Here is a 17188-nt window from a genome sequence, read left to right on the forward strand (position 1 = left end):
TCATCGAACCTGATGTTCGTTGTTAGCGCAAATTCGAACCCACCCCCAACTCGCAAGTTGAGGGATTTTTGCTCCGCGTCGCATAGAGAACAGACACGCGTTTAGCGACGTTTCTACAAGATGAGATGTCCTCGGCTGATTCCATACCTCAATCTACGGATCGCATTCTTGCGGGAGTTGCACTGATGCTTGGATTTTGCCTCACCGCTCCTTTGCTGGACGTAGCTGCAAAACTCGCGTCGGCTAGCGTACCAGTTGGGCAGATTACGGCTGCTCGCTTTGTAGTGCAGTGCGTGTTGATGGCCCCGTTCGTCTGGATAATGGGGCTGTCGTTGCATGTAGCGCGAGGCAAATTGATCGTACTCGCATTCCGCTCATTACTTTTGCTGTTCGCAACTTTTTGCTTCATTGCTGCCATCCGTGTGATGCCACTCGCCGATGCGTTGGCAATCGTGTTTGTGGCCCCGTTCATTGTCTTGTTGGTTGGTAAGTTTTACCTTGGTGAAGACGTAGGTCCGCGTCGTGTCGGGGCAGCTCTTGTCGGGTTTGTTGGGGTAATGTTCGTCATCCAGCCCAGTTTCGCGGCCTTCGGCGCGGTTGCAATAATTCCGCTTGGTACGGCAGTTGCTTTCGCTTTCTACATTCTTGTGACGCGAGGATTGTCACGTCGGATGCATCCCGTGGCTCTGCAATTCCACACTGGCCTGATTGCCAGCCTGTTTTCCATTCCAATCTTAATATTTGCGCAAGGCTCTGGTTCGGAGCTGTTCGATCCTGTTTGGCCGACAGACATCGCTTTGTTGTGGCTTTTGGGAGCTGGTTTTTTTGCAACGGTGAGCCACATGATGATGACCTATGCGCTTTCGTTCGCGCCTTCAGCCACATTGGCACCTTTGCAGTACTTTGAGCTGCCAGTTGCGACCCTGTTCGGCTATCTTGTCTTCAATGACTTCCCGAACACGCTTAGCCTACTTGGTATTGCAATCATCATCAGTGCAGGGCTGTACATGATTCATCGCGAAAGAGTCGTAGCCAGACAATTGGTCACAGAACGTGCGGCACCTCCAATCTAAAACTACTCTCGCTCTCGGCCAAATTTCAGACATTTGAGCAAAGCAGAATTTCGGATGACCGCTTCCGCCGAGTTAGCCCCGTACATTGAACAACATCGGCCGGCTACGGCCCTTCGCAAACCAGCGGGAAGGCACCGATTTCCGGAATCGTGAGCGTGCCTACAGTGACGGATTCGTCTCCTTCGACAGCGGTTATCAATCGAACAGAGGCAACGATCCGACTGTATTCGGGATCGGCGAAGTCGATTACAGTACGCATATCGACATCGGCCCCCTGTGCCACGATGATTGGTATCGCACCATCGACTTCAGTAAGGCTCCAGTGTTTGCCGTCTGCGTGAATGGTCGCGCTTACGACTGCGAGACCAGGGACAGTTCCCAATCCGACATCAAATACAGCGCCTGATCCATCAGGGGCCTCGCAATACAGCCCAACAGTTGCGAATGCCGAGGTAGCCGAAAGGAGCGCTAGGAGCGCCAGTGCAGTAGTTCTGATCATGAACTTTCCTTTTCGTTCGCAATCCGGTCAAAATATATCTTTGGTTCAAAGTTCTCAATAAGCGCGTCTGAACGCGGGTCAAAGAAGCAGAAACACCAGCACCCTCAGACCACTACGTTGCCCCAAATTATTGGCACCGCACGGCTGGAACTTGGCTGGTTCCAGTGAGATTCTGCGCGTTGACAATGTTGCGACCTGTGTTGCCGTTTGGCCGCTAATCAGTTGCTAGGCCCGACTGATAGAAATCAAAATAGACCCGGACTCTCTGCATTTGATGAGAATCGCGCGCCGGACAAGAGCGGGGAATGCCCCATCACGAAAATCAGCGTCGTAATTTCCTTTAGAACGGCGTGGGGCATAATGAAGCTGCAGGCGTTGTCTTGTGTGTTCCGCTGCATTAGCGTCCGGAATCATGGTCATCCGACGATACACATTTGCGCTATTGACGAGTCTTCTGGTCATTCTGGCCGGATTTGGTGGCGAGTCTCATGCCTGCGTCGGGCTTCACTGCGGGGACCATATGCAATCGGCGGGACACTCCGCCGCGGTGAAAAGCATCCCTGACATCTCGGCCCAAAGCAGCCATCACGACACGGATAATGCCGGAACCGGAGAGTGTAACCCTTCGCTTTGCCAAGCCGTCGTACTGATCTCGCAGAACAGCCAAGTCGTGTGGAATCAATATCAGCTTGACCGAGAGTTCCAGATTGGATTCCAATCCAAGTTGACTGAACCAGATAGCCCCTACAGACCCCCTGACCTTTGAAGCTGCCAAAATCCGCGCGCGCCTAAGTGACCGGCCCTTGCGGCTGTTTGCGATGTGCCGCAGCACTTCCAGCTTCTACAAAGTCAGGTTCAACCCATGAAGAAAAGTCACGTGTTAATCGGCGCTTGCGTCGTCTCGGCTGTTGCCGCTTTCATAGTTTTTCGTTCAGACCCAATCGAAGAAGCCAGCCCCCAGGCGACAGTTTCAAGAGACGGCCTAGTCGCAATTCAGATGCCGCCTATTGAGGGCAATGCAGCAATCGGCCAGCGGGTCTTTGATGCCTCCTGTGCCACTTGCCACGGTGTCAATGCGGTCGGAATTGACGGCGCAGGACCGCCACTGATCCACAAGATATACGAACCTAGTCACCACGCTGATGAAGCGTTTCAGAGGGCGGTTTCACAGGGTGTAAGAAGTCACCATTGGCAGTTTGGAGACATGCCACCCGTCGACGGCTTGACGCGAGGTGACGTCGCTATGGTGATCGCCTACATTCGTGAAATACAGCGCGCCAACGGAATAAATTGAGGATAGCCCCATGAAGAAGATTGTAATGCTTATACTCTTGGCTGCGCTCCCCAATTTTGCGCTGGCGCATTCCAAGGTCACAGAAACAACACCTGCAGACGGAACCACAGTAACGACTGTGCCTGCTGAAGTTGGCCTCAATTTCTCGAAAGACATCCGGCTGACCCGGATAGAGATGGCACACGAAGAACACGGGGCAGTACGACTGGATTTGGGCGACCAGGCAAGATTTGCTCAGAAGTTCAAAATTCCACTGCCAGGCAATGGCGCGGGCACCTATGTCATCGAGTGGCGCGGTTTAGGTGAGGACGGTCATGCGATGCAGGGCGCGTTTACCTTTACTGTGAAATGAACATGCCAGACATCTGGGGAATTGCTGCAATCCTCGCAAAGCTAGCACTCTATATCGGCTTTGCGGGGGCCACTGGCCTTGTGATCGTTAAGTGTCTTTATTCCAGCTTGGTCACACCGATAAGCCTGGCGATGAAACGTCAATCCATGGCCTTGGCGTGGCTTGCCCTCATCGCGACGGCACTGGGATTCATGCTTAGTGGTGCCCTCCTGACAGGCGGAGCGGATGGGCTGGTCGACCTCGAAATGCTTGGATTACTCTGGCAGACTTCCGTAGGCGATGTATTTGTTCTTCGAGTGATAGGCGCAGCAATGATCCTTGTCGGATTGTCTGTTCCGCGCTTTGGTTTAGGGATCGCACTTGTGGGTGGCACGATGGCTCTGTGGTCCTTTGCACAGATCGGGCACCTATCGGATCTAGAGAATTTTGGTACCCAACTCTTGTTACTAGCACACCTGATCTGTGTAGCTTTCTGGGTAGGCATCTTCAGCCCGCTGCGGAGTATGGCTCTTCAACCTGAGCAAATTGCAGACGCTGCTGCACTTGGGCATAGGTTTGGCCAAGCTGCGGCACTGATGGTACCCGCATTGATCGTCGCAGGTTTCTGGATGGCTTGGTTGCTTGTTGGTGATCTCCGAGCGCTCATCTCCACTGGTTATGGGCAGGCCCTGTTGCTCAAAGTACTATTTGTAGGGCTGCTATTGATCCTAGCCGCCGCGAACAAGCTTCGATTTGTTCCGGCAATGCTAGACGGAGATACCAAGGCGGCGCAGCACCTCGCCCGTTCCATCGAAGTTGAGGCGCTGATCGTTCTGGCGGTGCTGACAACTACGGCGACACTAACAACCGTTCTGACGCTTCCGAATTGAGGTGGGTGGAGATGACCAGGCACTTATTTATATTGGTCCTATGCAGCGTTTATTCCAGCGTTGCCGCGGATCATACGTTTACAGACAGAGACGTGGCGAATGGACAGAGGCTCTACGTAGATCAATGCGCCGCGTGCCACGGCGTTAACCTGGAAGGCCAACCCAACTGGCAAACACCGGGTGAAGACGGTGTGATGCCTGCGCCACCACATGACGTGACCAGGCACACATGGCACCATGATAGCCTGCTTTTGTTTGACTACACCAAATTCGGCGGTGCAAAGACACTGGCGGCACGCGGCGTCAAGAATTTCAACAGTGGCATGCCGGGTTTCGAAGGCACTTTGACTGATGACGGCATATGGGATGTTCTGGCTTATATCCGTTCCACATGGCCGAAAGATATTCAGCAGGCACAAGCCAGTCGCAACCTCGCACACGACTAGAGGCAGGCCAACACGAATGTCAGAGACATCATCTGTGTGGGATGCCTGAACGTTGGCAAATCGCAATGTTCAGGAGGAACTATTTTCCGGAGCTCGAAATCCCAAAAGCCTTTCGATATTTGGGAATGAAAATATCTTTCCCCTTTATCTTGCGTGTGATCCAGTCACCCACTGTCACAAAAAGCCAGCTGCTGCCGATGACCGGCCCAAGGGGCACCAGAATGGGTGCTTTTTTCCAGGGCGCGTAGGGTTTCTGACTTTCAACGGGTGCGCCCTCGATTACTTTCTTAAGCGTTTTGATCAGCCACGGATTCTGCCGTGCCGTTGCTACGATTGTCATTCCGTCGCCAATGTCGGCAATGTCACCGCCGACGAAGACATTCGGATAGCTTGACGGTCGCAACCATTTGTCGGTTTTGACCCTACCCAATGCATCAGCCGACACGCCCGGAAGGCTTTGAACCAAAGACGATTGGGGTTTCGATCCAACCACCGGAAATATAAGATCTGCCGCAATCACTCTACCGTCGGTCAAGCTCACGGATCCTTCGTAGGGCCGATCCAAATGGCGTAAATCCTGCGCCCTCTGGCCGAGAATGACAGTGACGCCCAGCCGTTCCAACTTACCTTTGAGCTGCGCGCCTAGCTTGGCCGGGTACTTGGGAAACAAGGTATCATCCGACGAAACCAGGGTGATGGATTTACCCGGATGTGCCGAGGCTGTTTCGCCCGCAAGCTCTGTACCGACAGCGCCTGCCCCTACGATCACAACTGAATTCGCCTTGGCCAGTTGCGCGCTGACGTCTTTGCTCGCTTGCTGAAAATCCGCAATGCTGTCACCCGACGGCTTGAACGGCGCTGCATAGGATGATCCGGTGGCGATCAGGATATAGTCCGCCGGAAAGACCGCTCCAGATTCCAAAGTGACCTCGGTTTCAGAAACCGAAACGGCGCGCCCGCGCACGACCTTACCCGATTGCAGCAGATTGTCGTATGGCAGGATGATCTGGTCCAGCAAGGCGGGTTCAACCAGCGCGCGGATCGCTGCAGGCGGATGCACGAACGCTTCGCGTTGCTCAATCAGGGTGACGTCTGCGCAAGCGTCCAGTTCCCGGGCAACTTCAAACCCGACATAGCCCCCGCCAATGATCACAATTTTCTTCTTCGCCATAGGGTCCCCCCGTTGCGGCATAACGTTCTGACCACTATCTAAAATTGCACGTTCACACGAACAAGTACGGTCATATAGGATACTGCCTTGAAACATGATGAGTTAGAGGATCATTGTCAGATCGAAGCATTGATCTCAGCGATCTCAGGTCGATGGAAGCTGTTGATCATCTACTGGCTTTCGCAGGGGGACTGCCGGTTCAACCAGCTTCAGCGAAACCTCGGACGCATCACGCATCGAACGTTGACGCGCCAGCTGACCGAGTTGCAGACGACGGGCTTTGTCTCTCGCAAAGACTTCAAGACCATACCGCCGCATGTCGAATACAGCCTCACACCTCTGGGTCAAAGCCTGCTTCCACTGCTGTATGAGATGCATCAATGGGCGGCGCAGAATGCGGACAAGTTACCGGAACCGAAAGATCTTTCGAAACAACTAGGGCTATGACCTAGCCCATTGAACAGGGGCCAGGCATCTGAAGGGGCAAGACCAAGATCTATGTCAAAGCCCGACCAATATCTCTGGCAACCATGTCGCCACTTCGGGGATCAGGATGATAACCAAAAGAACCAGCATTTGCGCCCCTACAAAGGGCAACACGCCGCGATACATCTGCCCATAGCTCATGTCACGCGGAGCGATTGAGCGAAGATAGAAAATCGACGGTGCCATTGGCGGTGTCAGATACGAAGTCTGAATCACCACTAGAACCATCATGGCAAACCAGATCGGATCGATTCCGGCGGATTTCACGATCGGGGCAAAGATCGGAATGAAAATCAGAACGATCGACACCCAGTCCAGTACAAAGCCCGCGAAAATGACCACCAACAAAAAGAATGCGATGATACCGGCATTGCCATACCCGATCCCGGCAACGGTATCGCGCACCAGCTGTCCGCCTCCGGTGACCGCAAAGATGCTGGTGAACATCGTGCCTCCGGCCACGATCAACATGATCATAGCGGTGATGCGCAGGGTCACATTCAGTGCCTCGGACATCAGTTTCAGGTTTAGTTCCCGAAACATCAAAGCCAGCAGGATCGTACCGGCGGCCCCGACTGCGGCAGCTTCGGTAGCCGAGGCAACACCGGCCAGAAGCGAGCCCAGCACCAGGACAATCAATGCCAGCGGGGGCAACAATGCTGTCAACGTCACCTTCATCTTACGGCCGGTTGGCATCGCGCGCTCTGCCTGTGGCAACGGAGGAGCGTCAGCAGGTCGGACCATGCTGCGCACCAAAATATAAATCACGAAGAACACCACCATCAGCAAGCCGGGCAGGATAGATGCGGCAAACAGCTTGCCAATCGACAGCTGCGCAATCGACGCATAGACGACCACAATGACCGAGGGTGGAATTATTGTCCCCAGTGAGCCCCCTGCACAGATTGTTCCCGCGATGAGGTCATTACGATAACCCGCTTTGGTCATGGCTGGGATGGCCATCAACCCCACAACTATCTCGACCGCACCTACAACACCGGATGCGGCGGCGAAAACTGCGCACATTGCAATCGTCGACAGCGCCAATCCACCGGGCAAGCCGCCCAGCCACAACTGCAATGCAAAGAACAGACGTTTCGCGATCCCCGAACGCTCAAGTATCGCCCCCATGAAAATGAACAGAGGGATTGCTGCCAGTACGAAATTCGAAGCCGTATGAAGCAGCGGACCATAAAGCTGCAAAAAGATCAGCTCACCGAACACCATGTAGCCAAAGGCGACGGAGATGATGATGAGCGAAAAGGCCACCGGCACTCCGGCAAAGACCAGCACAAAAAGGGCTGCAAACATCAGTAATGGTGTCATTGGTTTTCTTCCATGCCGTCCAGTTCGCCGGGCGCCTCACCAGGGTTCTTGCGCCCCGAAAGCAACTTGATCGCCTCAGCCAGGAATTGCAGCGCCAAGGCCGCCAGACCAACGGCGATGACCGTGTAAAACGGCCAGACAACCGGCGCCCAGGGGCTGACGCTTTCGACCTCTCCGGTGATCAGTGCTTTCCCGGCTTTTTTGCTTGCAACCCAGGCAAAAATGGTCGTGATCGGTGTCATGACCAACAGAAAGACAGCACCGTTCAACAGCTGCTGCGCCCGCATTGGCATACGCTGCGACAGAAAGTCGATCCTGACATGCACGTCACAGCGCAGGGCATAAGCCGCCCCAAGCAGAAAAACCGAACCGTTCAGCATGTACGAGATATCAAACGCCCAAAGCGTCGGCGCACCAAACGCATAGCGAGCAACAACCTCGTACAGCATTGCCACGATCAGGGCAAAAATTACGCATCGACCCAGCAGGGCCAGCGCCCCAGCAATCGCGTCGATGACTCTGAGAATAGTGGTCATGTATGTCCCCGGAAACGGATGACCGGCACGAATATCCGGTCATCCAACCAATGTCAGGGCAGAGCCTATTCGGCGCTGTCGCGAACCAAATAACCCGAATTCTCGGCCCAGTTCGCTTGATAGGTGAGGTAGCTGTCCAGAACCTCTTGCATCCGGGCGCTTCCGTCTTCGGCTTTTTTGGCAGCCTGGCTACGGGCCCAATCGCGCCCGGCGGCGCGGATCTTTTCGGATTCCGCTGGTACCATGTTGATGATTTCAACTTTGGTATCGCGGAAGGCAGCCATGGCTTGAATGTCCGCGTGACCGAAATGTGTGAAGCTTTCGTATGTTGTCAGCTTGGCCGCTGCGGTAACCTGAAGCTTGATATCCTCGGGCAGAGCATCCCAGGTTTCCTGTTTGACGAAGACTTCCCACAGAAAGGACGGCTGATGCACGCCGGGCATGATCATATAGGGCGCAACCTCGTGGAAACCTTCTGAGATATTGCCTCCTGGTGTCGACCATTCGACCGCGTCCACACCCTTACGCTGCAGCAAAGTGTAGATTTCATTTCCCGGGACAACCGTCGGAACGCCGCCAAAGCTGTCCTGTAGAACAGCGGCCCATGCGCCCGAGGTCCGGTATTTGACGCCCTTCAGATCGTTGGTTGTTTCGATCTTGACGTTCGAATGCGCCATCACTTCAGACGTACCGATCCCAACGACCAGCGTGTGCAGACCCATTTCTTCGCGGCGGAAATCCTGCAGCATCTGCTCACCGCCGCCTTCATAGATCCAGTGCAGGGTCGCCTCGCCGGACATTCCACCGGGGAAGCTGGCGAAAACGGCATTGGTCGGGTCCTGGTTTACCAGATAAGACGGCGTGGAATGTCCGGCTTCGACGATGCCGTCCTGAACTACTTCATACGCCTTGAAGGCCGGGGCCAGAACGCCCGCGCCAAAAGGTTGGACATGCATGCGCCCCGCGGTCAGTGTGTCCACATTAGCCGCAAATCGTTCCATGAAGTTCTGGTAAAAGAATGAACCTTCACCAATCGCTGCGGTCATCTTCCATTCAATTTCTGCGGCGCTTGCGGGCATTGCAAGCGTGGCTGTTACCGCCAGGGCGGCAAAGTTCGAGAAGAGTTTCATCTTGTCCTCCTGTTATGGGCCAAAGCCCGATTTTGCACGTCGAATGACGCGGAATTTCCGGTGATCTGCTTCTATGGCAGAGTGTTGCGGATGATACGGAACAGCCGATCTGGGTGTCCCTGCCCGGCCCCGTTCACCGGGGCCAAAGCCTTTGATATGGCCGAGGCAATTTCTAGCCTCAGCCCTGTGGTTCACCGCTTATTGCGTCGAGCCTTCCAGATCTTCGGGGCTGAGTGCGGCGGGCATGTTCTGATATGCTACGGGTCGCAGCCAACGGCGGATGGCCATTGTGCCGACGCTTGTCGCGCCGAAATTCGTGCTGGCAGGATAAGGCCCCCCGTGGACCATGGACCCCACCACCTCGACCCCGGTTGGGAAGCCGTTGAACAGCAACCGCCCGGCCTTGCGCTCCAGAATCGGGAAGAGTTGCTGCGCCAGCGCGGTGTCACTGTCATCCATCTGGATCGTGGCCGTAAGTTGCCCGTCCAGCTGGGCTGACAAGGCAACCATCTCTTTTTCCGAGCCCACGCGCACAATCAGCGATGCGGGCCCAAACACTTCTTCGCTGAGGCTGGGATCAGCCAGAAACGCTTCGGCATCGGTTTCGAATAGCGCCGGTTCAGCTGAACGGCCTGCAGTGGAACCTTGATGGATCGTGCGCACGGCGGGATGTTCGGCCAAATGCGATTGGCCGGATCGAAATGCCTCAGCAATCCCATCGGTCAGCATGGTCTGTGACGGCACTGTACTCAGGGCACTCGAAGCAGCATCGATAAATTGGTCAGCATCATCGCCTGTGATCATCACGGCAACGCCCGGATTGGTGCAAAACTGCCCTGCCCCCATGGTCATCGACCCCGCCCAGGCTTTGCCGATCTCTTCACCTCTGGCGGCCATAGCGTTTGGAAGAACAAACATCGGATTGACCGAGCCCAATTCACCAAAGAACGGGATCGGGTCTGGGCGGCTTGCGCAGAGGTCAAACAGCGCCCTGCCTCCGGCCAGCCCACCGGTAAAGCCCACGGCACGGATTGCCGGATGCTTTACCAATGCTTCTCCGATGCTGCGGTCCCCACCTTGCACCAATGAGAATACGCCGTCGGGCATACCGGTCGCCCTGGCCGCCGCGTGGATGGCATCAGCGACGATTTCGCCGGTGCCCGGATGGGCGGGGTGGCCTTTGACCACGACCGGGCAACCTGCGGCCAGTGCCGATGCGGTGTCACCTCCGGCAACCGAAAATGCCAAGGGGAAGTTCGAGGCGCCAAAAACAGCCACCGGGCCAACCGGGCGCTGCATCATCTTGATGTCAGGACGTGGGGCGGGTTGGCGATCCGGCATCGCCAGATCATGGCGGCGCTCTAGATACGCACCATCCTGGACGAATTCGGCAAACATGCGCAACTGACCAACCGTGCGTCCCCGCTCGCCCTGAAGACGCATCTCAGGCAGACCGGTTTCTGCACTGCCAATGCTGGTGATGGCCTCGGCACGGGCCTCGATCTCATCCGCGATAGCATTCAGGAACTTGGCCCGATCCGCTCGGCTGCGATTGGCGTAATCTCCAAAGACGGCCTCGGCCAGGGTACAGGCCTGATCAACCAACTCAGGCGTTCCCGCAGCAAAGTTGCTCCCCTCACCCGAGACGGGGCTGGAGGCAAAGCTTTCATCAGCTCCAACCCACTGACCGCCAATCAAGTGCTGACCGCGAAAAACATATCCATTATTCAACGACATACCCAATCCTCACGCTGCATTTTGCGCCGAAGAATCGGCCTGACTAGCCCAGTTCTCGTACCAGGTACGGAACAGTCTGAACTGTTGTTCAACATAGCCGCGCTGGCTGTCAGTAAGGGCATCTGTTTCGTTGAAATGATGCGTGTATTCGGGATGACCCGTCATAACCATCAAGTGTTTGTAGTAGAGCACAAGATCGGTGCCTTCGTCGAAGGACGACAAAACGCCCAAAGCCGCCTCAAGCTCCAACGCCCGGGCACGTGCGTTGGCATCGCCCTTGGCCGCCGCCTGACACAAATCCACCAGATGCAGAATCTCATCGGGCAGCACATTCCCGATCCCAGTGATGGCGCCGGTTGCGCCACAATTCACGATCCCGTGGAACACCGCGGTATCCACGCCGACCATCAGGGAAACATTGTCATCACCGCTGGTGATGTTTTCGGACGCATAGCGCAGATCTTCGGCGCCGCCGAATTCCTTGTAACCGATCAGGTTCGGGTGGTCCTTGCGCAGATCAAAGAACAGGTCCGCACGGGTGGTAAATCCGTAATAAGGGCTGTTGTAGATCACTGCGGGAAGATCCGGTGCCGCGGCCAGAATGCCTTTGAAGTGGTGCCGCTGCGCAGTCATGGACGCACCGCGTGACAGTACACGTGGAATGACCATCAAGCCGCTGGCGCCCACTTTCTGCGCGTGTGCGGCATGCTGGATTGCCAAGGCCGAATTGATCGCGCCTGTTCCCACGATCACCGGGATACCAGCCCCGACCAACGCCTCGACGCCCTGCATACGTTGCGCATCGGTCAAAAGGGGCCAATCACCCATCGAGCCACAATAGACAACCGCGGACATGCCCGTCTCGATCAGCTCAAGACCTTTACGCACAAGCGCCTCAAAGTCAGGACTGCGATCCGCGCGACAGGGCGTCATCAGGGCCGGGATGCATCCGGAAAAGACATTCGGGTTCACGATTTGGGTCTCCGTATTTTATTGCCGGGCCGGTGGAATGCCCCACCGGGTTAGGGATTCGTGTAATCTTGCCGTTAGTCTACTTTAAATATTTTATTTGTCGACAAATTTTCGACAAGAAGGAATAAGGCCCTAAAATACGTGAAAAACAACTGGTTTTTGGCTGGGATTAACACTCGACTTAGCACCGGTACGTGTGGCAAAATTGATGTGCGAACGCAGATGGACCGCGATCCAGCGGCTAGGGAATGCTCTGACATGGAAAAACGAAAGCCGGTCGAAGCCGGCCGCAAACGTGGATCAGGCGTTCAGTTCGTCTATGAAACCCTGCGGGACGAAATCATCGACCTCGCCCTTGCGCCCGGCAGCGCCATAGACGAGGCCAAGCTGAGCGAGCGGTTCTCGATGTCGCGCACCCCGATCCGTGAAGCCCTTGTCAGGCTGACGTCGGAAGGGTTGGTGGCGACACTGCCGAACCGCGCGAGCATCGTGGCGCCCATAGACTTTTTGAATCTTCACACATTCTTTGATGCGATGACCCTGATGTATCGCGTTACAACCCGGCTGGCCGCCGAATACCGAACGGACCAGGATCTGTGCGACATTCGCATGCGGCAGCAGGAATTTTCGGATGCAGCTGCCAAAAATGACGTTCTGACCATGATCGCAAAAAATGCAGAGCTTCATAATGCAATCGCCAAAGCAGGGCGCAACCCATATTACGAAAGCCTGACGCGCAGATTGCTGAACGAAGGGCAACGGATCATGCGGCCCTATTATTCGTCCTTTGGGGATCGGTTACCGGATCGGTATTCCCTGGAACATGACGACATAATCGCAGCTATAGCGGCCCAGGACATCACCGAGGCCGACCGATTGGCGAGCGCCCATGCGGAACAAATCGTCCAGAACATCCGCGACATGATCTCGGCGGATCGGCGTCACTCAATCAAACTCTGATTCTGTTTCGCTAGATACTAAGCCGTTGGAAAAATTGAGGGGTTTGAAGGTCTATATCCAGATCTCCCCAAAAAAATTTACCTCTGCTAAAAAAAATTTTGATATTTCCTCTGCGATCCGGTTGAATGCGCGGCAACCCACGATTCCGGGAGACAGGGAATGAACGCAGCAAACTCGCGCGACAAATCAAAGCCGAAGGGCACGCCGACCGAACTGGGGCAGGCAATTCGCAGGCGGCGCAAGGCGATGGGCCTGACTTTGGACAAGGTCGCACAGACCTCTGATCTGACAACGGGCTTTCTGTCTCAGGTCGAGCGCGGCCTGAGCTCACCCTCGCTGACCTCGCTGATGGCGATTGCCGCGGCACTTCAAACCAGCATCGAAAAGCTGCTCAGCGTACCCGAGGTGTTCAGCGAATATGTGGCAAAGGACAACCGCCAGACATATTCCTTGGGTATGCGGGGCAGGTTTTATGAGAAGCTGGGCCCTGGTTTTACCGGTGCATTGTTCAACCCACAGATCGTTCATCGCCCCCCGGGGCACGTTTCCGAAAAGATGCGGCATGAGGGCGAGGCGTTTTGCTATCTGATCTCGGGACGGCTTGAATATCACCTTGGTGACAAGGTTTTCATTATGTCGCCAGGTGACGTCGTTCACCACGACACATCCACCCGTCATTTCTCAGTCGTATTGGGGGACGTAGAAGCCGTAGAGCTTTGGGTAACAACCTCTCCGATCAATGATTCCGGCTTTGTGGCAAGTTAAATTGACCAACCGAACAGAGGTCAGCCTAAATACATTTGGCCATTTTTCACCCACCACTAAAAAAAGCTTTAGTATTGTTAAGAATCGGATATGGTCGCCCCGAGCATGAATTCATTCTGCGGGAGGACTGATTATGAAATTGAAGACGGTTTTGGGACTAACCGTTGCCGCTACCCTGGCCATGCCTGCTTTGGCACAGGAAAGAGGCGGCACACTCAACTTTGCACGCTATGACGGGTCGCGCCTGATTGATCCGATCTATGCAGATCGCAACCCTGATATCTGGATGGTCGGCAGCCTGTTCGACACCCTGCTGCGCAGCAGTGCCGACGGCAATTCCGTCGAACCGGGCCTTGCTGAGACCTATACAGTCTCTGACGATGGTAAAACGGTTTCGCTGACCCTGCGCGAGGGGATCAAATTCGCAAACGGTACGCCCATGTCAGGTGACGATGTAGTCTTTTCCCTCGACCGAGCGCGCAATCCCGACCTGAGCCCCTGGGCTGGCTTGTTGGGTTCGATCGACGCGGTTACCGCAGATGGAAACGCGATCACGGTTGCCCTTGGCAGCCCGGATCCAACCATCCTGTCCATGCTGGCCACATTCAACACGGCAATCGTGTCCAAAGCGGCCTTTGAGGCCGCAGAAGGTGCAACAGATCAGGAAAAATCCGCTGCGATATTTGCCGCCACAGCCGCCGGAGTAGGCTCTGGCCCCTTCTATCTGTGTGGCTTTGAACAAGGAGCATCGATGGATTTCTGCGCCAATGAAAACTATTGGCGCATGGGCGCAGACGGCAAAGCTCTGCCGTATCTGGATGCCGTACATTTTGAGATCATCCCGGATGACGCTACCCGCATTCTGAGTTTGCAGGCCGGAGAAGTTGATGCCGCAGAATTCATCCCGTTCAGCCGTGTGGCCGAGCTGGAGCAGGATTCTAACATCAACATGAACCTCTATCCGTCCACGCGGATCATCTATTCACCAATCAATACGCGCGATAACCGAGCCGATGGTTCTGCCAACCCACTGGCCGACGCCCGCGTCCGGCAGGCGCTGAACTATGGCACCAACAAAGAAGCGTTGATCGGGCTGGTACTGCATGGCGCGGGTCAACCGATGAGCTCGCCGTTGATGGCCAAGGCTACCCAATATGCCGCCGACATGACCCCGCTCTATGGCTATGACGTGGACAAGGCCAAGGCATTGTTGGCCGAGGCCGGGTTTGCCGATGGAACCGAAATCACCTTTACCACGCTGGCAGGTTCTGCGGACGATGCAACCATCTTTGCGGCGCTTCAGCAGATGTGGGCTCCTCTGGGCGTCGATCTTGTGGTCGAGCAAGTGGACGGCGCAACACGCGGCGCTAAGAACCGATCAGGTGAGTTTGACATTCACACCTATGGCTGGGTCAACGATGTAAATGATCCCAGTCAGGTGGTGGGCTGGCTGGGCCACACACCCACGGCCAAGGCAGTAGGAACCGGCTGGGAAAACGCCGAGTTTAACACCCTGTTCGACGAAGCCGCCGGTGAAATGGACGCCGAGGCGCGCAAAGCGAAATTCGCCCGAATGCAAGAGCTCTATGCCGAAGCAGCCCCCCTGCTGTTCATGTATGAGACCCCCTTTGCCGTTGCAGTTGGCTCGGCTGTCGAAGGCTATGTCCAGACCCCTCTGGGCAACAATATCTTCGATCAAGCAACCGTCAGCCGCTAAGGTAAGACCCCTGGTCCCGCCGCTTTCAGGCGGCGGGACAAATTTGCGGAGCTCGCTTTGTCCAGCCTGTCCTATATCTTCAAACGACTCCTGATGATGATCCCGACCTTTTTTCTGGTCATGATCATTATTTTTCTTCTTGTTCGATTGCTACCGGGAGACCCTGCCATTGCGATGGCCGGTGATCGTGCCTCGGACGCCGACATCCAGGCCATCCGTGAACGGCTTGGGTTGACCGAACCTATGCTGGTGCAATTCTGGCTGTTCCTTACCAATACCGTGCAGGGCGATCTGGGTCGGTCTATCCTGATGCGCTCGGATGTGATCAATGTGATTTCTGACCGTCTTCCTATCACTGTCTTCCTGACCGTGTATTCGGTGGTTTTGTCGCTGCTGATTGCCGGTCCGCTGGCCTTTGTTGCTGCGCTCAACCGGGGCCGCTGGCCTGATGCGGTGATCCGCACCGTCTTTCAGATCGGGCTGTCGATGCCGGTGTTCTATATTGGCCTCGTTCTGTTGACCTTTCTGGCAGCACAGCTGCGCCTGTTTCCGGTCGGAGGATATGGCGACACCTTTACCGAGCGGCTCTATCACCTGTTCCTGCCTTCAGTGACCGTAGCGCTTTACACCTCGGCCATCATCATGCGGAACCTGCGCAGCGCGATTATCGAGGTTCTGGACGCCGAATATGTTCAGTTCGCGCGTGCCAAAGGCCTGCCGCCTCGTTTGGTTCTGGGTCGCCACGTCCTGCGCAATGCGCTGATTTCCACGGTAACCCTGCTGGGCCTGTCCATCGGCAATCTGATGAGCGGGACATTGGTCACCGAAACCGTATTCGCCGTGCCCGGAATGGGGCGCCTGATGCTCGAGGCTATCTTTGCCCGCGACTACCCCCTGATTCAGGGGCTGACCCTGACATTTGCTGTTCTGGTTTCCGTGGTTTTCCTGATGACCGACCTGTTTCAGAGTCGCCTTGACCCAAGGATGCGCCTGCAATGAGTGACGCGACCTTCAACAGCACCTCGCAGCGCCCCACCTTCATGCAGCGGGCCTTGCGCAAACCTGGGTTCGTGGCCGGGTGCATCATCATCGGGTTTTCGGTGCTGCTTGCCCTGTTTCCCGGCGTATTCGCGCCCTATGACCCAAGCGCAATCGACTATCTGGCCCTGCGCCAACCACCATCCTGGGCACATCCGTTCGGCACAGATCTGTTAGGGCGCGACAGCCTATCCCGCGTCATCTGGGCCTATCAGGTCAACATGCAGATGGCAATTTTCGGGACTGTATTCGCATTGGTCACCGGTATAACGGTTGGCGCGCTGGTCGGGTATTATCGCGGCATCGCGGACATGATCTTTGGCCGCATCGTTGACGCTGTAATCACCTTTCCTTTCCTGGTTCTTGTCATTGCCGTGGTTGCGGTTCTAGGGCCGGGCCTGATCAACATGTATATCGCGATTTCAGTTGTTTACTGGGTCTATTATGCGCGCTTGATGCGGGCCGAGGTGATCGCTCAAATGGGGAATGACTATGCCTCGGCCGGGGTGGTGATGGGATATTCCGACAGCCGCATCATCTTCCGCCACCTGCTGCCAAACGCGATAACGCCGGTTATCGTCTATTGGATGACCGACATGGCGCTGGTGATCTTGCTGGGGTCATCCCTTGGCTATCTGGGGTTGGGGGCGCAACCACCGCAGGCCGAATGGGGCGTGCTGATCGCCGAAGGGCGCAACTTTATCTCGACCGCCTGGTGGCTGAGCCTGATGCCCGGCATCGCCATCGTTCTGACCGGCCTTGGCTTTTCGCTTTTGGGCGATGGGCTTGCCGATCTGCTGAGACCGCGGGGATAGCG

At 55.7% G+C, this 17188-nt stretch carries 18 protein-coding genes; 11 read left to right on the forward strand and 7 right to left on the reverse strand.

Translation table 11 applies throughout. From position 1 onward, the window contains the following. Positions 1–125 precede the first annotated feature (125 nt). Positions 126–1073: a DMT family transporter gene (locus AC2FIZ_RS11780; RefSeq protein ID WP_334223312.1), complete on the forward strand. Its 948-nt coding sequence runs from the start codon at positions 126–128 to the stop codon at positions 1071–1073. A gap of 103 nt (positions 1074–1176) precedes the next feature. Here the strand turns inward: AC2FIZ_RS11780 and AC2FIZ_RS11785 are convergent, their stop codons facing one another. Continuing rightward, entirely contained in the window at positions 1177–1572 is a 396-nt protein-coding gene (locus tag AC2FIZ_RS11785; RefSeq protein ID WP_142637846.1) for a hypothetical protein, read from the reverse strand. Between the two features lie 862 nt (positions 1573–2434). On the opposite strand from AC2FIZ_RS11785, the gene AC2FIZ_RS11790 reads away from it, so the two are divergent. The 4 genes from AC2FIZ_RS11790 to AC2FIZ_RS11805 all read left to right on the forward strand — a co-directional run bounded on the left by AC2FIZ_RS11790 (position 2435) and on the right by AC2FIZ_RS11805 (position 4533). Continuing rightward, positions 2435–2866 (forward strand): c-type cytochrome, encoded by a 432-nt coding sequence (locus tag AC2FIZ_RS11790; protein WP_142637844.1) that lies wholly within the window; start codon positions 2435–2437, stop codon positions 2864–2866. Between the two features lie 10 nt (positions 2867–2876). Then, positions 2877–3218, forward strand: coding sequence for a copper resistance CopC family protein (locus AC2FIZ_RS11795; RefSeq protein ID WP_282027709.1), 342 nt, complete (start codon positions 2877–2879; stop codon positions 3216–3218). Beyond that, positions 3215–4087 (forward strand): CopD family protein, encoded by an 873-nt coding sequence (locus AC2FIZ_RS11800; protein WP_496690000.1) that lies wholly within the window; start codon positions 3215–3217, stop codon positions 4085–4087. Before AC2FIZ_RS11795 ends, AC2FIZ_RS11800 begins: the two co-directional genes overlap by 4 nt. Positions 4088–4179: 92 nt before the next feature. After that, complete coding sequence (locus AC2FIZ_RS11805) at positions 4180–4533, forward strand: c-type cytochrome (RefSeq protein WP_496791055.1); 354 nt, start codon at positions 4180–4182, stop codon at positions 4531–4533. A 79-nt stretch (positions 4534–4612) separates the two neighbouring features. On the opposite strand, the gene AC2FIZ_RS11810 is transcribed toward AC2FIZ_RS11805, so the two are convergent. Beyond that, complete coding sequence (locus AC2FIZ_RS11810; RefSeq protein WP_496677999.1) at positions 4613–5704, reverse strand: NAD(P)/FAD-dependent oxidoreductase; 1092 nt, start codon at positions 5702–5704, stop codon at positions 4613–4615. Positions 5705–5791: 87 nt separating this feature from the next. Between AC2FIZ_RS11810 and AC2FIZ_RS11815 the strand changes: the two genes are divergently transcribed. Beyond that, positions 5792–6151, forward strand: coding sequence for a winged helix-turn-helix transcriptional regulator (locus AC2FIZ_RS11815; RefSeq protein ID WP_496791056.1), 360 nt, complete (start codon positions 5792–5794; stop codon positions 6149–6151). Positions 6152–6205: 54 nt separating this feature from the next. Here the strand turns inward: AC2FIZ_RS11815 and AC2FIZ_RS11820 are convergent, their stop codons facing one another. The 5 genes from AC2FIZ_RS11820 to AC2FIZ_RS11840 form a co-directional block, all read right to left on the reverse strand. After that, complete coding sequence (locus AC2FIZ_RS11820) at positions 6206–7516, reverse strand: TRAP transporter large permease (protein ID WP_496791057.1); 1311 nt, start codon at positions 7514–7516, stop codon at positions 6206–6208. Beyond that, on the reverse strand, positions 7513–8052 hold the full coding sequence (locus AC2FIZ_RS11825) for a TRAP transporter small permease subunit (RefSeq protein WP_281973154.1): 540 nt from the start codon (positions 8050–8052) through the stop codon (positions 7513–7515). Before AC2FIZ_RS11825 ends, AC2FIZ_RS11820 begins: the two co-directional genes overlap by 4 nt. Positions 8053–8117: 65 nt before the next feature. Further along, positions 8118–9182 carry a TRAP transporter substrate-binding protein DctP gene (dctP, locus tag AC2FIZ_RS11830; protein WP_281973155.1) on the reverse strand — a complete coding sequence of 355 codons (1065 nt, stop codon included), beginning with the start codon at positions 9180–9182 and terminating at the stop codon, positions 8118–8120. A 198-nt stretch (positions 9183–9380) separates the two neighbouring features. After that, positions 9381–10919: an aldehyde dehydrogenase (NADP(+)) gene (locus AC2FIZ_RS11835; protein WP_496791059.1), complete on the reverse strand. Its 1539-nt coding sequence runs from the start codon at positions 10917–10919 to the stop codon at positions 9381–9383. 9 nt (positions 10920–10928) lie between these two features. Then, positions 10929–11894 (reverse strand): dihydrodipicolinate synthase family protein, encoded by a 966-nt coding sequence (locus AC2FIZ_RS11840; RefSeq protein ID WP_425595862.1) that lies wholly within the window; start codon positions 11892–11894, stop codon positions 10929–10931. 255 nt (positions 11895–12149) lie between these two features. On the opposite strand from AC2FIZ_RS11840, the gene AC2FIZ_RS11845 reads away from it, so the two are divergent. The 5 genes from AC2FIZ_RS11845 (at position 12150) to AC2FIZ_RS11865 (ending at position 17186) form a co-directional block, all read left to right on the forward strand. Continuing rightward, positions 12150–12851 carry a GntR family transcriptional regulator gene (locus AC2FIZ_RS11845; RefSeq protein ID WP_142637824.1) on the forward strand — a complete coding sequence of 234 codons (702 nt, stop codon included), beginning with the start codon at positions 12150–12152 and terminating at the stop codon, positions 12849–12851. Between the two features lie 159 nt (positions 12852–13010). Beyond that, positions 13011–13616, forward strand: a complete 606-nt coding sequence (locus AC2FIZ_RS11850; RefSeq protein WP_281995518.1) for a helix-turn-helix domain-containing protein — start codon at positions 13011–13013, stop codon at positions 13614–13616. Between the two features lie 133 nt (positions 13617–13749). After that, positions 13750–15333 (forward strand): ABC transporter substrate-binding protein, encoded by a 1584-nt coding sequence (locus tag AC2FIZ_RS11855; protein WP_271950020.1) that lies wholly within the window; start codon positions 13750–13752, stop codon positions 15331–15333. A gap of 57 nt (positions 15334–15390) precedes the next feature. Then, positions 15391–16332, forward strand: a complete 942-nt coding sequence (locus AC2FIZ_RS11860; protein WP_142637818.1) for an ABC transporter permease — start codon at positions 15391–15393, stop codon at positions 16330–16332. Continuing rightward, a complete protein-coding gene (locus tag AC2FIZ_RS11865; RefSeq protein WP_281973161.1) occupies positions 16329–17186 on the forward strand; it encodes an ABC transporter permease in 858 nt (285 codons plus the stop codon). The genes AC2FIZ_RS11860 and AC2FIZ_RS11865 overlap by 4 nt, the downstream gene beginning before the upstream one ends. Positions 17187–17188: the final 2 nt, after the last annotated feature.

Source organism: Ruegeria sp. CDSB022 (assembly GCF_059611145.1).

Coding starts and splice junctions, on each gene's coding strand:
- AC2FIZ_RS11780 (WP_334223312.1), top strand. CDS start 126: ATGTCCTCGGCTGATTCCATACCTCAATCTACGGATCGCATTCTTGCG.
- AC2FIZ_RS11785 (WP_142637846.1), bottom strand. CDS start 1,572: ATGATCAGAACTACTGCACTGGCGCTCCTAGCGCTCCTTTCGGCTACC.
- AC2FIZ_RS11790 (WP_142637844.1), top strand. CDS start 2,435: ATGAAGAAAAGTCACGTGTTAATCGGCGCTTGCGTCGTCTCGGCTGTT.
- AC2FIZ_RS11795 (WP_282027709.1), top strand. CDS start 2,877: ATGAAGAAGATTGTAATGCTTATACTCTTGGCTGCGCTCCCCAATTTT.
- AC2FIZ_RS11800 (WP_496690000.1), top strand. CDS start 3,215: ATGAACATGCCAGACATCTGGGGAATTGCTGCAATCCTCGCAAAGCTA.
- AC2FIZ_RS11810 (WP_496677999.1), bottom strand. CDS start 5,704: ATGGCGAAGAAGAAAATTGTGATCATTGGCGGGGGCTATGTCGGGTTT.
- AC2FIZ_RS11820 (WP_496791057.1), bottom strand. CDS start 7,516: ATGACACCATTACTGATGTTTGCAGCCCTTTTTGTGCTGGTCTTTGCC.
- AC2FIZ_RS11825 (WP_281973154.1), bottom strand. CDS start 8,052: ATGACCACTATTCTCAGAGTCATCGACGCGATTGCTGGGGCGCTGGCC.
- dctP (WP_281973155.1), bottom strand. CDS start 9,182: ATGAAACTCTTCTCGAACTTTGCCGCCCTGGCGGTAACAGCCACGCTT.
- AC2FIZ_RS11835 (WP_496791059.1), bottom strand. CDS start 10,919: ATGTCGTTGAATAATGGATATGTTTTTCGCGGTCAGCACTTGATTGGC.
- AC2FIZ_RS11845 (WP_142637824.1), top strand. CDS start 12,150: ATGGAAAAACGAAAGCCGGTCGAAGCCGGCCGCAAACGTGGATCAGGC.
- AC2FIZ_RS11850 (WP_281995518.1), top strand. CDS start 13,011: ATGAACGCAGCAAACTCGCGCGACAAATCAAAGCCGAAGGGCACGCCG.
- AC2FIZ_RS11855 (WP_271950020.1), top strand. CDS start 13,750: ATGAAATTGAAGACGGTTTTGGGACTAACCGTTGCCGCTACCCTGGCC.
- AC2FIZ_RS11865 (WP_281973161.1), top strand. CDS start 16,329: ATGAGTGACGCGACCTTCAACAGCACCTCGCAGCGCCCCACCTTCATG.